This window comes from Chthonobacter rhizosphaerae, assembly GCF_013839525.1.
GTDB lineage: Bacteria > Pseudomonadota > Alphaproteobacteria > Rhizobiales > Pleomorphomonadaceae > Chthonobacter > Chthonobacter rhizosphaerae.
The window spans coordinates 46,146-65,418 of sequence record NZ_JACDIS010000008.1 but is presented as its reverse complement, the minus strand read 5'-3'; the positions used below and the strand labels follow the sequence as shown (position 1 = coordinate 65,418).

At 70.7% G+C, this 19,273-nt stretch carries 11 protein-coding genes; 4 read left to right on the top strand and 7 right to left on the bottom strand.

Translation table 11 applies throughout. The features are described from left to right. Nucleotides 1–87 precede the first annotated feature (87 nt). Nucleotides 88–1,551 carry a methyl-accepting chemotaxis protein gene (locus tag HND91_RS15255; RefSeq protein WP_181707462.1) on the top strand — a complete coding sequence of 488 codons (1,464 nt, stop codon included), beginning with the start codon at nucleotides 88–90 and terminating at the stop codon, nucleotides 1,549–1,551. Between the two features lie 296 nt (nucleotides 1,552–1,847). Here HND91_RS15255 and HND91_RS15250 read toward each other — a convergent pair whose 3' ends face one another. Continuing rightward, complete coding sequence (locus HND91_RS15250) at nucleotides 1,848–2,168, bottom strand: 2Fe-2S iron-sulfur cluster-binding protein (protein WP_181707461.1); 321 nt, start codon at nucleotides 2,166–2,168, stop codon at nucleotides 1,848–1,850. A 134-nt stretch (nucleotides 2,169–2,302) separates the two neighbouring features. Continuing rightward, the gene (locus HND91_RS15245) at nucleotides 2,303–2,662 is read right to left on the bottom strand and encodes an Hpt domain-containing protein (RefSeq protein ID WP_181707460.1); all 360 of its coding nucleotides are present in this window, start codon (nucleotides 2,660–2,662) and stop codon (nucleotides 2,303–2,305) included. A 671-nt stretch (nucleotides 2,663–3,333) separates the two neighbouring features. On the opposite strand from HND91_RS15245, the gene HND91_RS15240 reads away from it, so the two are divergent. Next, the gene (locus tag HND91_RS15240) at nucleotides 3,334–10,197 is read left to right on the top strand and encodes an apolipoprotein A-IV repeat region-like domain-containing protein (RefSeq protein WP_181707459.1); all 6,864 of its coding nucleotides are present in this window, start codon (nucleotides 3,334–3,336) and stop codon (nucleotides 10,195–10,197) included. Nucleotides 10,198–10,671: 474 nt separating this feature from the next. Here HND91_RS15240 and HND91_RS15235 read toward each other — a convergent pair whose 3' ends face one another. From HND91_RS15235 to HND91_RS15220, 4 genes are read right to left on the bottom strand one after another with little or no spacing between them, the layout of a single operon-like run. Beyond that, on the bottom strand, nucleotides 10,672–11,304 hold the full coding sequence (locus tag HND91_RS15235; RefSeq protein ID WP_181707458.1) for an ABC-type transport auxiliary lipoprotein family protein: 633 nt from the start codon (nucleotides 11,302–11,304) through the stop codon (nucleotides 10,672–10,674). 11 nt (nucleotides 11,305–11,315) lie between these two features. Beyond that, complete coding sequence (locus HND91_RS15230; RefSeq protein WP_181707457.1) at nucleotides 11,316–12,977, bottom strand: MlaD family protein; 1,662 nt, start codon at nucleotides 12,975–12,977, stop codon at nucleotides 11,316–11,318. Between the two features lie 14 nt (nucleotides 12,978–12,991). Then, nucleotides 12,992–13,807: an ABC transporter ATP-binding protein gene (locus tag HND91_RS15225; protein ID WP_181707456.1), complete on the bottom strand. Its 816-nt coding sequence runs from the start codon at nucleotides 13,805–13,807 to the stop codon at nucleotides 12,992–12,994. 4 nt (nucleotides 13,808–13,811) lie between these two features. Next, nucleotides 13,812–14,993 carry an ABC transporter permease gene (locus tag HND91_RS15220; RefSeq protein ID WP_181707455.1) on the bottom strand — a complete coding sequence of 394 codons (1,182 nt, stop codon included), beginning with the start codon at nucleotides 14,991–14,993 and terminating at the stop codon, nucleotides 13,812–13,814. A gap of 164 nt (nucleotides 14,994–15,157) precedes the next feature. Between HND91_RS15220 and dgcA the strand changes: the two genes are divergently transcribed. Further along, entirely contained in the window at nucleotides 15,158–16,141 is a 984-nt protein-coding gene (dgcA, locus tag HND91_RS15215) for an N-acetyl-D-Glu racemase DgcA (protein ID WP_181707454.1), read from the top strand. Nucleotides 16,142–16,273: 132 nt separating this feature from the next. On the opposite strand, the gene HND91_RS15210 is transcribed toward dgcA, so the two are convergent. Then, nucleotides 16,274–17,392, bottom strand: coding sequence for an MFS transporter (locus tag HND91_RS15210; RefSeq protein ID WP_181707453.1), 1,119 nt, complete (start codon nucleotides 17,390–17,392; stop codon nucleotides 16,274–16,276). Between the two features lie 564 nt (nucleotides 17,393–17,956). On the opposite strand from HND91_RS15210, the gene HND91_RS15205 reads away from it, so the two are divergent. Beyond that, nucleotides 17,957–19,252: a chemotaxis protein gene (locus tag HND91_RS15205; RefSeq protein WP_181707452.1), complete on the top strand. Its 1,296-nt coding sequence runs from the start codon at nucleotides 17,957–17,959 to the stop codon at nucleotides 19,250–19,252. The last annotated feature ends 21 nt before the right edge of the window (nucleotides 19,253–19,273 follow it).

Genomic DNA, 19,273 nt, shown 5'->3' with positions numbered 1-19,273 from the left:
GCAATCTTAAGTTGCGTAAATTCACGGTTCGTAAACCGGAAATCTTTACCCTGCCGACGATCATGTTCTTTCGGCTGGGGGAGAGGAATGTTCACGAGAAGGCCCAGGTATGACGCGACGGCTGCCTTGTTCGACTCTGTCGACCGCTGCTGCGCGCGGATCGAATTCGACAGCACCGGTCACGTCCTTTTCGCGAACGCCACGTTCCAGACCCTGATGGGCTATTCGTTGGACGAGATCAGAGGCAAACACCACCGGATGTTCGTCGATCCCGCACACGCGTCCAGCAGTGGCTACCGGGAATTCTGGCGAGATCTTGCCGAAGGCCAACCGAAAATCGACGAGTTCATGCGCATGTCCAAGTCCGGTCGACGGATCTGGCTTCAGGCGCTTTACCTGCCGATCGCGGGAGACGACGGCACGATCTGCAAGATCGTCAAGCTTGCCGCCGACATCACGGCCCAGAAGAACCGGATGATCAGGGCGTGGCAGATGCTGGACGCGATGCCGCTCGGCGTGATGACCGCAGACCCGGCGTTCGGTCATCGGATCGACTACGTCAACGACTGGTCGGTGAGGATGCTGGAGCCGATCGAGGACCGACTGCCCTTCAGGGCCGGGGATCTGAACGGCAAGCCGCTGTCGGTCTTCTTTGAGGATCTCGCGCAGCAACGCGATTTCCTGGACGAAGCCGGCAGCCGGGTCCGGTCCGGTCGGATCAGGCTCGGCGGGGAGGACCTCAACGTCAGCATCACGCCGATCCGGGACGTGGACGGCGAGATCGTCGGGCCCATGCTGACCTGGTCGGTCGTCTCCGCGCAAATTCGCATCGCGGAAGAGGTCACGACCGTTGCCGACGCCGTCACGTCCGTGTCGGGAGAAATGCTTCGATCGGCCCAGGGGCTCCACCAGTCCGCCGAAACCGCGCGGTCGCGGGCCGCGTCGGTGTCCACCGCGGCCGAACAGATGGCGACCTCCGTCGCCGAGATTTCCCGCCACATGGCGACCATGTCCGACCGCGCCCTGCAGATCGCCGCGCAGGCGGACACCACGGACAGCACCATGCGGGCGCTCGCCGAGAAGGCCCGGCAGGTGGACAGCGTGGTCGCGCTCATCAAGTCGATCGCCGAGCAGACGAACCTTCTCGCCCTCAACGCCACCATCGAGGCGGCCCGGGCCGGCGAGGCCGGCCGAGGATTCGCCATCGTGGCAGCCGAGGTGAAACAGCTCGCCAACGAAACCTCCAGGGCCACCGGGGAGATCACCGAGCAGATCGCCTCGATCCAGTCGGCGACGAACGGAGTGGTATCGGCCATCACGGGCATCAATGATGCCGTCGGCGACCTGTCCCAGATCACGACCCGGATGGCCGCGGCCGTGGAGCAGCAGTCGCAAGCGACGGCGGACATGTCGGCGAACATCATCCTGGTGTCGGAAGCCGCCACCGAGACCGGCTCCCTCTCCGGCCAACTCCGCGGCGTGGCCGACGGCCTCTCCGGCCAGTCCAGGCGGCTCGGCGATAGCGTCGCGCAATTCCTGAAGGCGGTCTGACCCCGGCGGCCGACGAGCCTGCCGCCGTCGGCAACGGTCCGCCAGCCCTTCATGAGTCATGGTTCGCTCGCGCAGATCACCCCGTCTTGGTTCGCTCACGCGGACGACCGCGCCGTGGTCCGCTCACGCTGACGACCGCGTCATGGTCCGCGAACGCGGACCACCCACGCATTCACCCACCTTTCCGAATGCCCCCCGCGCCCGTCGTGATCAGCGACCACGCAGACGCACGCTTCCCCCGCCGGCCCATACGCCTCGGCGAAGCGGCTCCACACGGAAAGGATGTCAGGTGCCCCCTACGCCTGCCGCTCCGGGATCCGCACCACGAGCCCGTCCAGGTCCGGCTTCACCTTGATCTGGCACGACAGGCGCGAGGTCGGACGCACGTCGAAGGCGAAGTCCAGCATGTCCTCTTCCATGGGCTCCGGCGATCCGACCTTTTCCGCCCAGGCGTCGTCCACGTAGACGTGGCAGGTGGCGCAGGCGCAGGCGCCGCCGCACTCCGCCTCGATCCCCGGGACCATGTGCTTGATCGCGTTCTCCATCACGGTGGAGCCCACCGGGGCCTCAACGTCATAGGTGGCTCCGTCGAACGCGATGTAGGTGATCTTGGGCATGGTCTCGGTCGGTCCTGGAAAGGGGCTGTTGGCGAGGCGCTCCACAGAATAGCGGCCGGCGCGCCGCGTCAAGCGCCCGCTGCGACGCAACAGAGCGCGACGCCCCGCGGCCGCCCCCGCCGCCGCCCGCGTCGTCAGATCAGCGAGCGGATGTAGCTGTTCGCCGTCGCCACCGCGTCGGCGAGTTCCGGCAGCGCGCCGTCGTCCTCCCGCGCCTCCCGGGCGGCGGTCTCCACCCGCCCGGCCGCCTTCGCCACCGCCCAGGCGCCGATTCCGAGGGCCGAGCCGACCAGCGCGTGGGCGAGCTCCAGCCGCGGCCCGTCGTCGGCCATCAGGCGCTTCATCAGCCGCTCCGACTGGATCAGGAAGAGGTGCAGCACCTCCCGCTCCAGGTCCCGGTTGCCGTGGGTCTGGCGGGCGAGGTGGGCGAGATCCACGGGCCGGGCCTGCTGGTCGTCGGGGACCTGCACGGGCTTCAGGGCGGCGTTGGTCATCGGCTCTCCCCTTCCGGTCGGCCGGCGATGGGCCGGCGGCATGGTCCGGAGCATGGGGGCCGACCGCTTGTCGATCGCTTAAGGAGCACCGCCCTCCGGCCGGGGGAGCATCGGCGCGGTCGAGTTTTTGCTGATATGGTTAACGCCCATTAACGAAGTTTACGCAGCCCGCCGACCTCTGCCGGACCTTATTCCCCGCCTGCCCGGGCGAGGTGGCGAAAGGGCCGTCGCGAAACGCGTGAAAGTCCCGCGATCCTCCGGTAAAATCAGGGTTTCCGTCGTCGGGCGGGGCGGTCCGGGCCGGCCTTGGCGGGCGCGTGCCGAAGAGTATTATGGAAAGCCGCGGTCCCAAAGCCTCTTGGCGCGGGTCGGCCGGAGCAGTCATTGCTTCAGTTAACAGCATGTTAACAACTCGCATATGTCCGGCCCCATTTCTTGTTCGGAGTGGGTGCTTGTGCCATTAGGTAGGGAGGCGTCACCCGCCTCCGCGTCGTTTGGCCATGGGAGTTTAGCTCCCCGCGCTGACACCGAGGGCGAACCGGTCGGGACGCCGGCGACGGGGTTCGGAGGCCACGAGCCCCCCGCCGGACATCGACCGGGCAGCGCCGACCCGGCTTCGGGAGAAGCGGCCGGTCTGTGACGAAGTACGGACGCGAGGGGACCAGGGGACCATGGCGAAGAATACCAAGGTGACGGATCCGGCGGAAGCGGCCCTGTCCGCCGTCGAAGAGGCGCTGAAGATCGACTTCGGCACCGCCGACGGCGATCCGGGGACGTTCGACACCGAACTGTTCGGCGAGCCCGACCAGAAGCCCGCCGCGCGCCCGCGCGTCGATGCGCCGACGCCGCCTCCGCCGCCCACCCGGGTCCTCGCCGACGCGGCGCCCGAGCCCGAAACGCCGCGTCCCGGCCTCACCCGCCCGCGCACGCCCGCCAACGACGACCGGCGCTCCGCCGCCAACGTCCTCTACCAGATCCAGCGGCGGCCCTCGTCCACGCCGTTCTGGATCTGCCTGGTCGTGTCCTTCCTGTGGGCCGCCGGCGGCATCTTCCTCGCCGCCGAGGCGATCGGCCCCACCCTGCCCTCGCCCGTCACCCTCACCGACATCCTGCGCCGCCCGGACGCCCTCCTGTTCGGCCTCGGCATCGTCCTGCCGATCCTGTTCTTCTGGGCCATCGGCGTCATGATCTGGCGCGCCCAGGACATGCGCGTCGCCGCCCGCGCCCTCGCCGAGGTGGCCGTCCGCCTCGCCGAGCCGGAGGCGGTCGCCAAGGAGAACGTCGTCACCGTCGGCCAGGCCATCCGCCGCGAGGTCGCCGCCATGGGCGACGGCGTGGAGCGCGCTCTCGCCCGCGCCAGCGAGCTGGAGGTCCTCGTCCACAACGAGGTGGCCGCCCTGGAGCGGTCCTATTCGGAGAACGAGATCCGCATCCGCGGCCTCATCGAGGAGCTCATCACCCAGCGCGAGGCCGTCGTCACCAACGCCGAGCGCGTGCGCGCGTCCATCGCCGGCGCCCACCAGGGCCTCGCCGAGGAGATCCGCGTCGCCGGCGACATGATCACCGGCCGCCTGGAGACCACCGCCCGCGACCTCAGCCGCGAGATCGGCGAGAAGGCCGAGCAGCTCACCACCGCCTTCGACGGCGCCGGCCGCACCATGATCAGCGCCGTCACCGAGCGCGGCGACGCCTTCGCGGTCCGTCTGGAGACCGCCGGCCAGGAGATCGCCGAACGCCTCACTGCCGACACCTCGGCCTTCGCGGAGCGCTTCGCCGCCATCGGCGACGACGTCGCCAACGAGCTCACCAACCGCGGCTCGGCCATCGTCGACACGCTCACCAGCCAGAGCGAGAGCATCAACATCCGCCTCGCCGAGACCGGCGCCGCGGTCACGTCCGAACTCGCGGCCCGCGGCGGCGAGCTCAACGTCACCCTCGCCGAGCAGGGCTCCCGCCTGACGAGCGCCGTCCAGGAGCAGACCGAGCGCCTCGGCACCACCCTCGCCACCCGGTCCGACGAGATCGGCTCCACCCTCGCCAACCGCACCGCCGAGCTGGAGCGCATCCTCGGCGACCGGTCGAACGCCATCGTGGTGGCCATCGACGAGCGCACCGGCCTCCTCGCCGACACCTTGGAGCGCCGCGCCGGCGTCCTGACCACCGCCCTGGAGGAGCGCACCGGCGCCCTCTCCACCGCCCTGCAGACCAGCACCGAGGCCCTGTCCGGCGCCCTCGACCAGCGCGCCGCCGCCTTCTCGTCGGAGATCGAGACCCGCACCGCCGCCCTCTCGGCCACCATCGAGGATCGCACCAGCGTCCTCGGCCAGACCCTCGGCGAGCGCACCGACATCCTCGCCACCACGATCGCGGAGCGGACCGACACCCTCTCCGGCGCCATCGCGGAGCGCACCGCCGCCCTCACCGCGACCATCGAGGACCGCACCGGCGTCCTCAGCCGCACCCTCGTGGAGCGCACCGACTTCCTGTCCGTCACCCTCGGCGAGCGCACCGACGTGCTGGCCGCCACCATCACGGAGCGCACGGACCTCCTGGCCAACGCCCTGGAGGGCCGGTCCGCCGAACTCGCCGGCACCCTCGACCAGCACACCCGCTCCCTGGAGGACACCCTCGCCCGCACCGCGGCCGAGATCGGCGCCACCATCGAGGTCCGCGGCGCCGAGGCCACCGACGCCCTGCAGCGCACCGGCCGCGGCTTCGCCGACGAGTTCGCCGCCCGCGCCGTGGAGATCACCGAGGCGGTCAACCGCTCCGGCACCGAGCTCGCCGACACCCTCGCCGGGCGCATGGACGAGATCACCAACACCCTGCGCACCACCGGCGAGAGCGTCCTCATCGACCTCTCCATCCGCGGCGGCGAGATCACCGACCGCCTGGACGAGACCGGCGGGCGCATCACCGGCGAGATCGCGGCCCGCGGCACCGAGCTCGTCAACCGCCTCGCCCTCACCGGCGACGACCTGCGCCACGTCATCACGGTCAACGGCACCGCCCTCGCCGACCGCATCGCCGAGACCGGCACCGAGGTCGCCCGCGTCCTGGAGGAGCGCACCGGCTCCATGCGCAGCCTGATCGACCAGGCCGCGCTCTCCGCCGAAACCCTCCTCAGCGGCACCGGCCAGGACTTCTCCGAGCGCCTGTCCACCGTCGGCGCGGAGATCGCCCGCACCATCACGGCCCGCAGCGACAACCTCGCCGAGACGGTCACCGTCGCCGCCAACCGGCTCACCACGGTCCTCGACGACCGCACGGACACGCTGTCCACCACCTTCGAGGAGCGCATCCGCACCCTCGACGACAGGGCCGGCTCGCTCCTTGAGAACCTGGTCGGCCGCACCAACGACCTGGACCGGACCCTCGACAACCGGGCCCGCCAGATCACCGAGACCCTGCTCGCCCGCACCCGCGACCTCGCCCAGACCTTCTCCAGCGGCCAGACCGAGATGGTCTCCGCCCTCGAGGGCCGTCTGGTGGCGGTCACCGGCACGCTCAACGAGCGCACCGACGCCTTTACCGAGCAGCTCGCCGGCAAGATCGGCGAGATCAATCTCGCCCTCGGCACCAAGGTGTTCGAGGTCGCCGAGACCCTCGACAACCGCGCGGCCGCGCTGCAGGACAGCCTGAACACCCGCCTGCAGGAGATCACCGCCACCCTCGTCACCGAGACCGAGAACGCCCGCGAGACCCTCGCCCGCACGGTCTCCGACGCCACCGACCTCACCAGCCGGCTCGACGCCTCCAGCCTGGAGATCGCCCGCCTGCTGGACGAGCGCGCCAGCGCCATCCGGGCCCTGGTCGATCAGGTCACCCAGTCGGTGGAAGGCATCCTCGACACGTCGAAGAACGGCCTCGCCGAACGGCTGGCCTCCATCGGCGCCGAGATCGCGGCGGCCATCAACACCCGCGGCGACCGCATCCAGGAGAACCTGGCGACCGCCGGCGGCCGCATCGCCGACATGCTCGACACCGGCACGGACACGCTCTCGGCCACCTTCGAGCAGCGGCTCAAGACCCTGGACGAGATCGTCAACGGCCGCGCCGCCGCGCTCGTGGATAGCCTCGTCAGCCGCAGCGAAGCCCTCGACGGCTCCCTCGCCGAGCGCATCCACGCGTTCGAGGAAGCTCTCGCGGCCCGCACCGCCGCCCTGCAGGGCGCCATCGCGGCCGGCTCGGAGAGCATCGAGCAGACCCTGAACGGCCGGTCGGAGAACATCGCCGGCCTGTTCGACCAGCGTCTCGCCGCCCTCGTCGAAGCCCTCGACGGCCGGGCCGAGAGCATCGCCGGCACCATCGACGGCCGCGCGACCCGCTTCGTGGAGACCATCGACGCCCACACCGGCACGATCGTCAGCCAGCTCGACGACCGCACCGGCGGCCTCGCCTCCGCGCTCGCCGCCCAGCTGGAGGAGTTCGACCGCACCGTCGGCGGGCGCCTGGAAACCGCCACGACCAACATCGCGGAGAAGACCGACGCCATCACCCAGTCCCTGGACGAGCGCACCCAGCGCATCGATCAGGCGCTCGACTCCCGCGCCCGGCAGATCACCGAGACGCTGGCGGCCCGCACCCGCGAGCTGGCGCAGACCTTCAACGGCGGCCAGACCGACATGGTGGAGGCCATCGAGGGCCGTCTCGCGGCCATCACCAAGGCCCTGGAGAACCGCACCGAGGAGTTCACCGAGACGCTCGCCGACAAGGTCACCGAGATCAACGTCTCCCTCGGCTCCAAGGTGTTCGAGGTCGCCGAGACCCTCGACAGCCGCACCGAGACCCTGCAGCGCAACCTCGGCGAGCGCCTGGAGGCCATCGTCGGCGCCATCAGCAGCGAGACCGAGACCGCCCGCGAGGCTCTGGCCCGCGCCATGATCGAGGCCGCCCAGGTGCTGGAGCGCGAATCCAACCGGGCCCGCCTGGAGATGGTCGGCTCCGTGGAGACCGCCGCCACCCGCGTGGTCGGCGAATCGGAACGGGCCCGCGACCTCATCGTCGGCTCGCTCGGCGAGGTGGCCAGCCGCATCCTCGACGAGAGCACCCGCGCCCGCGATCTTCTCACCGGCTCGCTGGACGACATCACCGGCCGCATCTCGGACGAGAGCACCCGCGCCCGGGAGATCGTCATCGGCTCGGTGGACGAGGTGTCCGGCCGCCTGCTCGACGAGAGCGTCCGCGCCCGCGATCTCCTCATCGGCTCCCTCGCCGAGGTGTCCGGCCGGATCACCGAGGAGAGCACCCGCGCCAACGAGATCCTCACCGGCTCGATCGATCGGCTTGCCGACCGCATCGGCGAGGAGAGCACCCGCGCCCGCGACCTCCTCACCGTGTCGGTGGACGAGGTCACCGATCGCCTCTCCGGCGAGAGCGCCCGCGTCCGGTCGAACCTGCTCGGGTCGGTCCAGGAGATTTCCACCCGCCTCACCGGCGAGACCGAGCGCTCCAGCGAGGCCCTCACCCTGGCGGTCGCCAACGCGTCCACCCGCCTGGCGGAAATTTCCGAGGCGATCGATCGCGTGCTCATCGGCCGCGTCGACGACGTGGCCAACGGTCTCGACGAGCGCACCCAGCGGCTCGCCGGGATCCTGCGCGACCGCATGGCCGAGCTCGCCGGCCTCCTGGACGGCCAGACCGAGGCCATCGCGGGCAGCTTCGCCACCGGCACCGACGCGCTCTCCGCGGAGCTCGACCGCCGCGGCGCCGCCATCGCCGGCGAGGTCCGGGCCGCCGCCGAGGCGGTGCTGGAGGCCCTCGGCAGCGACAGCGACGCCATCGGCCGGTCCATCGTGGCCGCCGGCGACGAGGCGACCCGCTCGCTCGTCACCGCCTCCCGCGCCATGCTGGACACCCTCGACAGCCAGGGCCGCCTGATCGTCGACGCCCTCGACGGCACCAACGACCGCATCCGCACGGACGTGGCCGTGGTCATCTCCGAACTCGGCGAGGCGAACGAGCGGCTGAAGTCCCTGCTCGACCAGACGGCCGCCAACCTCGGCCGGATCGAGTACGGCCTGACCCAGCAGACCGAGGACCTGCGCGTCACCATCGACCGGGTCACCGCCGAGACCGGCGCGTCCGCCCGCGACATCGCCGACACCGTGTCGGCTCTCGACACCCTCTCGGACCGGGTGCTCGGCGAGATCGGCGGCGTCACCGCCCGCTTCTCCGAGCAGGCGCGCGCCCTTCAGATCGCGGCCGAGAGCCTGGAGCAGACCAGCCGCGGCTTCGAGGGCACCGTCGACGAACGGGCCGCCGTCATGCAGCGGATCGTGGAGGAGATCGCCGAGCGCAACGCCGCCATCGAGCGGTCCGCCGCCGGCTTCGCCAGCCTCATGCAGGGCACCCTGTCGGCCGCCGAGAAGCGCCTGCGCGAGGTCGGCATGATGCTGACGCGCAGCGCCGAGACGGCGACCGCCAGCGTGGCCGAGCAGATCCAGTCCCTCGGCCACACGGCCGAGCTGGAAGGCCAGCGGAGCCAGGAGCTGGTGCGCTCGATCCGCGACCAGCTGGTCGGCGAGATCAACTCCTCCATCGGCGGCGCCGTCGACCGGTTCGCCGAGTCCGCCGAGGAGATGCGCAAGGCGACCCGGGCCGTGGCCCGCGAGCTGGAGACGATCCGCCAGGACATCTCCCGCGGCGTCCTCGACCTGCCGCAGGAGACCGTCCAGCACACCAACGCCATGCGGCGCGTGGTGAGCGAGCAGATCAAGGCCCTCAGCGAGCTGAACGACATCGTCTCGCGCCAGGCCACGGTCGGCGGTCGCGGCGGCTCGGCTCTCGTCGACACCCCGCGTCCGGCCCGCGCCCCGGCCGCCGAGCGTCCGGCTCCGGCCGAGCGTCCGGCCCCGGTGGAGCGTCCGGTCGAACGGCCCGTGGACCGCGCGCCCGAGCGCCCGGCCCAGCCGGAGCGCCAGCCCGAGCCGCCGCGCCCGGCCGAGCGTCCCGTCGCGGAGCGCCCCGCCGACCGTCCGGCCCAGCCGGAGCGCCCGGCCCGCGCCGCCTATGACGACCAGCGCCGCGCCGAGCCCGGCAACGGCGATCCCCGCGAACGCGGCTGGATCTCCGACCTGCTCCGCCGCGTCCAGGACGACGACCGCCCGGCCCGCAACGACGGCCGCCCCGCCGAGCCGACCCGCCAGGACAACGGCGGACGCGGCGGCGACGGGTCGCGCACCCCCGGCCACATGATCGAGAGCCTCAACTCGCTGTCGGTCGACATCGCCCGGGCCATCGACCACGACGCCTTCGTGGACCTGTGGAACCGCTACCGCCGCGGCGAGACGAACGTCTTCACCCGGAGGCTCTACAACCTCCAGGGCCAGCAGACCTTCGACGAGATCCGCCGCAAGTACCAGCGGGACGCGGAATTCCGCGTGGCGGTCGACCGCTACATCGACCACTTCCGCTCGCTCTACGAGGACGCCGCCCGCAAGGACCCGGACGGCACCCTCGCCCAGACCTACCTCAACTCCGACACCGGCAAGGTCTACACCATGCTGGCCCACGCCAGCGGCAAGCTCGGCTGAGGCCTGGGCCCGACCAAACGCGACGGGTCAAGGCCCGTCCGAACGCGACGGGCCAAGGCCCGTCCGGAGCGTGAGGGGTCAAGGCCCGTCCGGAACGCGAAAGGGGCGCCGCGAGGCGCCCCTTTTCCGTCAAGCATCCGGCCCACCGCCGTCGCCCCGTTCGTCACGCACGAACTCCACCGGCGCGTCCCCGCCCAGCCACCGGAACTGTCACCCCATCACGCGCGCGTCGCGGCCTAGCCACCGGAACCGTCACCCCCACCAGCGCGTCGCGGCCCAGCCACCGGAACAGTCACCCCCACCAGCGCGTCCCCGCCCAGCCACCGGAACCGTCACCCCGGCGAAAGCCGGGGCCCAACCGACGGTCCCGTCATCCGCGCCGTCTCGGACGACCCCACCCGCCGCCGACCGCCCCGCATCCGCCAGGCCATCCACGCCCAGTCCCCGTCGCGAACACCCGCACCGGGCGCGCCCTCAGATCGCCCCGGCGGTCCACGCCACGATCTCCGTGAACGCCTGCCCCGCCGCCGCGTCCAGCGCCGCGATGGCGTCCGCCGGCGCGTCGCTGCGCGCCGGCACGCGGGCGTCGAACACCCGCGTCGCCCGCACCTGCCCGCTCCGGTCGTCGAGGAGCTTCACCCCCAGCGCCACGTGGGCGGTCCGCCCGCCCGCGATGTCCAACTCGAACGCCCGGATGTCCACGATCACCTGGTAGTCGATGGCGAGGCTCTCGCCGGGCCGCCCCACCGCCTTCGCCTTGCCGGAGTCCTCGAACGCCCGCACCAGCTTGGCCTGCACCAGCGAGGGCAGCTCGTCGCTCCAGGAGGTGCCCGGGAAGTAGGCGATCTGCGCCCCCGAGGGCCGCACCACCACGCGGGTGGTGTTCAGCGCGTCGATGGCCGACGGCGCCGGCACCAGGATCTGCGCCGTGGTCCGCCCGCCGCCCGCGTCCTCGATCGAGGCCGGCACCGTCAGGTCGTAGATGTCCGGCGGGGCGCCCCCGCCGCCGAGCGCCGCGCAGGCGGATAGCCCCGCGGCAGCCGCCACCGCCAGTCCGCGCGTCGCCATGCGCGCGGCCGCGCGCCGTCCGTCATGCACTCGTCCCACGCTGCCCCTCCTCACCGCCGCCGCGGCTGATACTCCGGCACGCCATCGCCGCCGAAGATGAACTGTTGCGGGTTCTGTTCGATCCCCGAGAGCACCCGGTCGAGCCGCGACAGGGCCCGCCGCCCGTCCTCGGCCAGTTGCGCGAAGCCGTTGAGGCCCCGCTCCGAAAAGCGCGCCACGTTCGCCGTGATCGGCCCCACCTGGGCCCCCAGCGTGTCCGCCACCTGCCGGATCGACTGCAGCGTCGCGGTCGCCTCCTGGATCAGGCCCTCGCCGTCGCCCTCCACGTAGGCGTCCACCTTCTGCAGGACGCCGTCGGCCCGGGTCGCGATGCCGTTCAGCTGCTGCACCAGGTTGCGCGCCTCGGTGATGGTGCGGTTCACGTCGCCGTTGCGCTCGTCGATGGTGGCGCCGAGCCGCCGCAGGCTCTCCGACGCCGACTTCACGTCCGCCAGGATGCTGTTCACCTGCGGGGTGTAGCTCTCCAGCGTGCCGGCGAACGACGACACGTCGTCCACCGTGGAGCGCACCTTCTCCGTGTCCACCGCGCCGATCAGGGTGCCCGCCTTGTCGAACGTGTCGCGCACCGACGACACCACCGTCCCGACCGTGGCCGACACGTCCGCGAGGTTCTGCGAGACCACGTCCACCGAGGTCACGATCTGCCCCACGCGCGCCGGGTCCACCGAGGCGAGCAGCCCGTCCGCCCGCTTGGCGGCGGCCGAGACGTCGTCGCCCGCGGTCGCAAGGCTCGCCATCAGCCGGTCCACCTCCGCCGGCTCGATCGCCTCCACCACGGCGCCCGCGCGCTGGATGGTGTCGTTGAGGCTCGCCGCCGCGCTGGAGACGTTGGTCACCGCCTGGTTGATCGCCGCCGGGTCGATGCCGTTCGCCACCTGCTCGGCCCGCGTCAGCACCGTGTTCAGCCGTTCCGCCGACGTGACCAGGTTGGTCACCGCCGTGCGCACCTGGTCCGGCTCCACCGCCGTCAGCAGCTGCTCCAGCCGCTCCGCCGAACCCCTCAGGTCGCCGGAGATGTCACCCACCGCCTCGGCGGCCCGGCCCACGTTCTCCAGCGCCCCCGAAACCGCCCCCGCGTTGTCCGAGAGCGCCCGGCTGAAGGTTTCCACGTTCGCCACCGTCCGGCTCACCGCCGGCCGGTTCTCGGTCACGAACTCGTCGATGGCCGTCATGGCGTTGTCGGCCTTGGTCAGCACGTTCCGGGCGCTCTCGATGATGTCCTGGAACGGCGACACCTCCGCCTGGATGGTCGGCGTGCCGTTGTCCTCCGGCACCGCGTCCACCAGCAGGGGCGCGTTGCGCGATCCGCCCTCCAGCTGCAGGTTGGCGACGCCCGTCAGCCCCTGGTACGACAGCGTCGCCCGGGTGTCCGTGCGGATCGGCGTCGTCCGGTCCACGCTGATGATCGCCACCACCGTGTTCGGGTCGCGGTCGTCCAGGGTCAGCCGCGCGACCTCGCCGATCTTGATGCCGTTGAACAGCACCGCCGACCCGGTGTTGAGGCCCGTGACGGCGCCGTTGAACACCACGCGCACGTCCACCTGCCGCGCCCGCTCGCCGGCGTTGGTCAGCCAGTAGAGGAAGCCCAGCCCCGTCATCAGCATGACGAGGACGAAGAGGCCGATCGCCGCGTAGTTCGCCCGTGATTCCATCGGATGTCCTGAACTCACTCGATCTTGAGGCGCTCGGCGCGCTCGCCGTTGAAGTATGCGTCGACCCACGGGTGATCGACCGTCTTCAGCTCCCGGAAGGTGCCGTCCACCAGCACCTTCTTGTTGCCGAGCACGGCGATGCGGTCGGTGATGCCGATCAGGCTGTCGAGGTCGTGGGTCACCATGAAGACGGTCAGCCCCAGGGTGTCGCGGAGATTCTGGATCAGCGCGTCGAAGTCCGCCGCGCCGATCGGGTCCAGCCCCGCCGTCGGCTCGTCCAGGAACACGATGTCCGGGTCGAGCGCCAGGGCGCGCGCCAGCGAGGCGCGCTTGATCATGCCGCCAGAAAGCTCCGACGGGTATTTCTCCGCCGCGTCCGCCGGCAGGCCCACGAGCTCGATCTTCAGCCGCGCCAGCTCGTCCGTCAGGCTCGCCGGCAGGTCCAGGTGCTCGCGCATGGGGATCGCCACGTTCTGCGCCACCGTCAGCGACGAGAACAGCGCGCCCTGCTGGAACAGCACGCCCCAGCGCCGGCCGATCCGGTTGCGCTCCGCAGGGCTCGCCTCGTCCAGGTTCTCGCCGAACACCTCCACGGTCCCGGCCCGCTTGGCGTTGAGCCCGATGATGGTGCGCAGGAGCACCGACTTGCCCGTGCCCGAGCCACCGACGACGCCCAGCACCTCGCCCCGGTAGACGTCGATGTCCAGGTTCTCCAGGATCAGGTTCTCGCCGAAGCCCACGGTCAGCCCGCGCCCGCGGATGATCGCCTCCCGGTCCGTCCGGGTGGCGGGGCGGTTCAGCGTGTCGGCGGGGGTGGGATCGGACGCCATGGTGTCAGATCCCCAGCGACGCGAAGAACATGGCGAAGATGCCGTCCATCACAACGACCATGAAGATGGCCTTCACCACCGAGGCGGTCGTGTGCTCGCCGAGGCTCTCCGCCGAGCCCTTCACCTTCATCCCCTCCACGCAGGCCACGAGGCCGATCACCAGCGCCATGAAGGGCGCCTTCACGAGACCCACCATCACGTAGGTCACCGTCAGGGCCTCCTTCAGGCGAAGAAGGAAGGTGTCCGTCGGCACGCCGATGTAGAAGAGCGTCACCACCCAGGCGCCCGCGAGCGCCGCGAGGTCCGACACCAGCGCCAGGATCGGCAGCGTCACGATCAGCGCCAGGAGACGCGGCACCACCAGCACGTCCACCGGCGAGACGCCCAGCACCGTCAGCGCGTCGATCTCCTCGCGCATCTTCATGGAGCCGATCTCGGCCGTGAACGCCGAGCCGGACCGGCCCGCCACCATGATGGCGGTCAGGAGCACGCCGATCTCGCGGCAGACGAGCACGCCGACCAGGTCGACCACGAACAGCTCCGCCCCGAAGCTGCGGAAGTAGAAGCCGCCCTGCTGGGCGATGATCATGCCGATCAGGAAGCTCATCAGGGCGATGATCGGCACCGCCTGGAAGCCGGCCCGGTCGATGTGGTTCACGAAGGCGGCCCAGCGCATCCGCCGCCGCCAGGCGAGCGTGCCGCCGAGCGCGATGATGAACTCGCCCAGCATGGCGGCGAGCGCGTTGGCGTCGCTGATGATCTCCGCCGCCCCGCGCCCCACCAGCGTCAGGAAGCGAACGACCGGCGACACCTTCGGCGGCTCCGGCAGTTCCGTCCGGCCGGTCTTGTCCACGGCCGCGATCAGGATCTGCTGCGCCTCGGAAAAGCCCGTCAACGAGACCGACACGCCCCGGCCGTCCAGCTGCCGTCGCGTCCGCTCCACGAGCCACGCGCCAGCCGTGTCGAATCGGCCGATGTCGCTGCCGTCGATCACGATGGTGCCGGCGGTCGCCGCGAGGGTGTCGGGGGAGAGGCGCGTCTCCAGGCGCGCGGCGTTCTCGATCGTCCAGTCGCCCGACAGCCGGACGCGCGCGCCGCCGCGATCCGCGCTGACGTCGATCGGCGCGTCGCCTCGCTCGCCCCCGGGTCCCGGCGCGTCGATCGCCGGCAAGGTCCTGTCCGCCATGGCACTCCGAGCCCGCGGCCTTGCCACCCCCCGGGTCGCGCGGCCGCCGTTCTTTCCCTCCTATCCCTTGACGGCCGCTCCTGTCGACGGCAAGCCGTTCAAAGTGAATTGACGGATGCGGCCGGAACCAGGTTTCCTCGGTGGCCGTGGCGGAAAGGCAGCACATGCATCGTCAACTTTCCACCGCTGTGGAGCGCTGGCCCATCGCCGGCCGTTTCACCATCGCGCGCGGCTCCAAGACCGAGGCGGTCGTGGTGGTGGCGACGGTCCGCTCCGGCGATCACGTCGGCCGCGGCGAATGCGTCCCCTATCCCCGCTACGGCGAGACTCCCGAAACGGTTCTCGCCGCCATCGAGATGCAGCGCCCCGCCGTCGAGGCCGGGATGACCCGCCATGAACTCCGCCTCGCCATGCCGGCCGGCGCGGCCCGCAACGCGGTCGACTGTGCGCTCCTCGACCTGGAAGCGAAGGCCGCCGGCACCACCGCCGCCGCCCTCCTCGGCCTCGGCACCCTGGAGCCCGTGGTCACCGCCTACACCCTCTCGCTCGACGCCCCGGACGCCATGCGGGCGGCGGCGGCCGTGGCGAGCGCGCGCCCCCTCCTGAAGATCAAGCTCGGCGGCGAGGGCGACGTGGAGCGTCTCCGGGCCGTCCGCGCCGGCGCGCCCCGGTCCCGCATCATCGTGGACGCCAACGAGGGCTGGACCCCGGAGGCTTGGCCCGCCTTGTCGGCCGCCTGCCTGGAGGCCGGGGTCGCGCTCATCGAGCAGCCCTTCCCGGACGGCGACGACGACGTCCTCGCCGGCCTCGACCGTCCCGTGCCGGTCTGCGCGGACGAGAGCGCCCACACGAGCGAGGACATCCCGCGCCTCGCCCGCCTCTACGACGCCGTGAACATCAAGCTCGACAAGACCGGCGGCCTGACCGAGGCCATGATCATGGCGAAGGCGGCCGACGACGCCGGGCTCCTCATCATGGCCGGCTGCATGGTGGCCACGTCCCTGTCCATGGCGCCCGGCATGATCCTCGCCCAGACCGCCCGGTTCGTCGACCTGGACGGCCCGCTCCTCCTCGCCCGCGACCGGGAGCCCGGCCTTTCCTACGACGGCTCCACCGTCTTCCCGCCCGCCCCCGCCCTCTGGGGGTGAAGGGGCCGAGGGTCTCGGGGGTGGGCCGCGGAGAATGGCGCCCTCGAGAAAGCCTTCGAGGGATGACGTTTTCGGCGATGACGCTTTCCTGGCGAGGCCGTCGCCGCCCCGCGGGATCGTGCGACCGTCACCTCAGACCCGCTGCAGCCGCCGCACCCCCGGCACGGTGGCCGCCAGCACCACGCAACCGAGGGCGGAGAACGCCGCCATCGACAGGAAGGCGTCCGGGCCGACCCGCTCCCACATCTGGCCGGCGATCACCGATCCGGCCGCCATGAAGATCCCGATCAGGATCACATAGGCGCTCTGCGCGCTGCCGGCCCGCTCCTCCGGCACCCGCTCGAGAATGAAGCGCATCATGCCGTAGTGGCCGATCGCGAACGTGAAGGCATGCATGCCCTGGAGGAGAAAGGTCCCCGCCACCCCGATGTCCACCGTGAACAGCGACCAGCGGATCGCGCTCGCGACCCCCGCCGCCGCGATCAGCGCCGTGGTCGGCACCGAGGCCGGGATCCGGCTCGCCACCAGGAACATCAGGATCTCCGCGACCACGCCGACCGCCCAGAAGGCTCCGATCGTGCTCTCGTCGATCCCCCGCCCCTGCCAGGTCAGCGTCGCGAATCCATAGAGGCCGGCGTGCGCCGCCTGGATCATCGCGCCGGCGGCGAGCACCGCCAGAAAGGCCGGCTCCCTCAGCACCGCCGCCGCGCCGGCGCCAAGCGGCGCCGCCCGCGGCACGCGCGGGATCAGGAATGTGGAGCCGATCGCCAGCACGGCGCCGACGATCACCAGCACCTCGATGGCTGGCACGCCCATATGGTCCAGCGCCACGCCACCGACGAGGTTCGCCGCGATGAAGCTCGCCGAACCCCAGAGCCGCATCCGCCCGTAGTCCGCCAGCTTCGCCCGCTGGAACGACAGAGCCACCGCGTCGCAAAGCGGCGCATAGTCGAACATCAGCACCATGAGGACGACCGCCGCCAGCAGGATCATCCAGTCGAGCGCGGCCCCGTTCGCCGCGATGCCGGCCACCAGCATGGCGGCCGCGACGGCGGTCAGCACGGCACGCGGATCGGCCCAGCGATCGATCGCGTAGGCGAGTGGCGGCATGGTGACGAGTCGCAGGAGGTGCGGCGCGGCGAGCACGAATGCGATCGTCTCGCCGGAAAAGCCCCGGTCGGTCAGGAAGACCGGATAGAACGGAATGACGATTCCCGTGATGACGTAGGACGCGGCGAAGAACGCCGCCATCCGCACCTCGACCGCCCCGCGCCTCATTTGACCCCGCCCCACTCGTCTCCAGCAGCGCACAATCGGGGCACCGATCGAGGACCAGATTGGTTGTGCTGATGTCGTCTCGAACGCGGGCGAATAAATCATCCGAATCCATGAGACGCAACACCTTGCGACCGTGTTGATCGTCGGACAAAATCTATATAGTTTTCGGCATGCAGAGAGGATCGCCTCCGACCGGCAGGTCCATCGGCCTTGAAAACCATGGCCGGCAAAACGCAGCGGCTCAGTGCATTCTTCGACCAAGTTGCATGACTTGATCGATTACAGAATGCCGCAGCTTATTGAATCTGGAGTGGTTTCCCGCCGGATGGACGCGCTGGCGTGATCGCCTGCACGGGATCCTACCGATCCCGTCCGATTTGTCCGACATCCGGATTGCTCTCCCGGCGCGGGCCTATAAACTAAATTGCAAGGAATCGTCCGAGATATTGATGGAAATATCAGGACGCTGCGTCATGATGGCAAGGGGGCTGCGCCGCGGCGGTTCCCTCCATTGTGCTTGGCGTAGACGGGGATACGATGACGGAGCCGCCTCTGCCCAGCCCTCCTTCGCTCCAGTCCGATTACGACGCCATCGAGGCGGCCGTGATGGAGACCGAGAAGGGGCGCTGGTTTCTGGCCGAATACGCCCGGCGGCACCGGTCCGCCGATACCGCCCTCGTGCTGGAGGCCATCGGCGGCCTGGAGCGGGTGCTGAAGCGCGAGCGCCGTCCCGACATCGACCGCATCCGCCTCGACATCGGCGAGATGAAGGACGCCATCGAGCAGACCAAGCGCGAAATCGCCCAGATCAAGCACAGCGTGCCCAGCGCCGACAGCCGCTTCACCATGGCGTCCAACGAGCTCGACGCCATCGTCAGCCAGACCGAGACCGCCACCGGGGAAATCCTCGGCGCCGCCGAGAAGATCCAGGAACTCGCATGGCTGATGCGGGACGCCGGGGTGGACGAGCAGACCTGCGACACCCTGGAGACCCTCACCACCACCATCTACACCGCCTGCTCCTTCCAGGATCTCACCGGCCAGCGGACCCAGAAGGTCGTCCACGTTCTCCGCTATCTGGAGAGTCGCATTGATGCGATGATCGAGATCTGGGGCCTTGGCGACGACACGCTCCGGACCGTGTCCCCGACCACCGCCCATCCGGACGACGCCCGTCCGGACGCCCATCTCCTCAACGGTCCGGCCCTCGCCGGCGAGGGCGTCGACCAGTCCTTCGTGGACCACATGATGCGGTTCGAGGCGCCGGAGCCCGACCTCGCGCCCGTCGGCGCCCATGTGGACCACATGACCGCCACTGTGGCCCATGTGGCCCCGGCCGAAACCGACGACATGGCGGCGGATGTGGTCCTCACGACGCCCTATGTGGCGGCGTCCGACGCGCCCGCGGACGTGTTCGAGACGAGCCCGATCGAGACCGCCGGAAACGACGGCGCCGAAGCCGCCGTGCCCGTCGAGAACCCTTCATTTCTCCCCGCTCCGGCCATCGACCTCCCGATCGACCTCGATTTCTCCGCCGCCGACATCGACGCCCTCGCGGCCGAGCTACCGTCGCCGCTCCTCGGCGAAATTACTGCGATTGTTCAGGAATCGCCCGGCGATCCGCAGATCGACCTCGGCCTTGTCTCGTCCGAGACCGAGGACGCCGGGGGCGAGGAAGCCGAAGTTCTCGCCCGCGCCGCCGAGGCCATGGAGCAGGCGATCGAGACCCTCAACAAGGTCACAGAAGCGGTCGGCCTCGACGCCGCGCCGACCCTCGCGGAGGATCCCCTCGCCCGCCTCTCCCGGGTCGAACGCCAGGCCCTCTTCTCCTGACCGCCGGCCCGCGCGGATCCG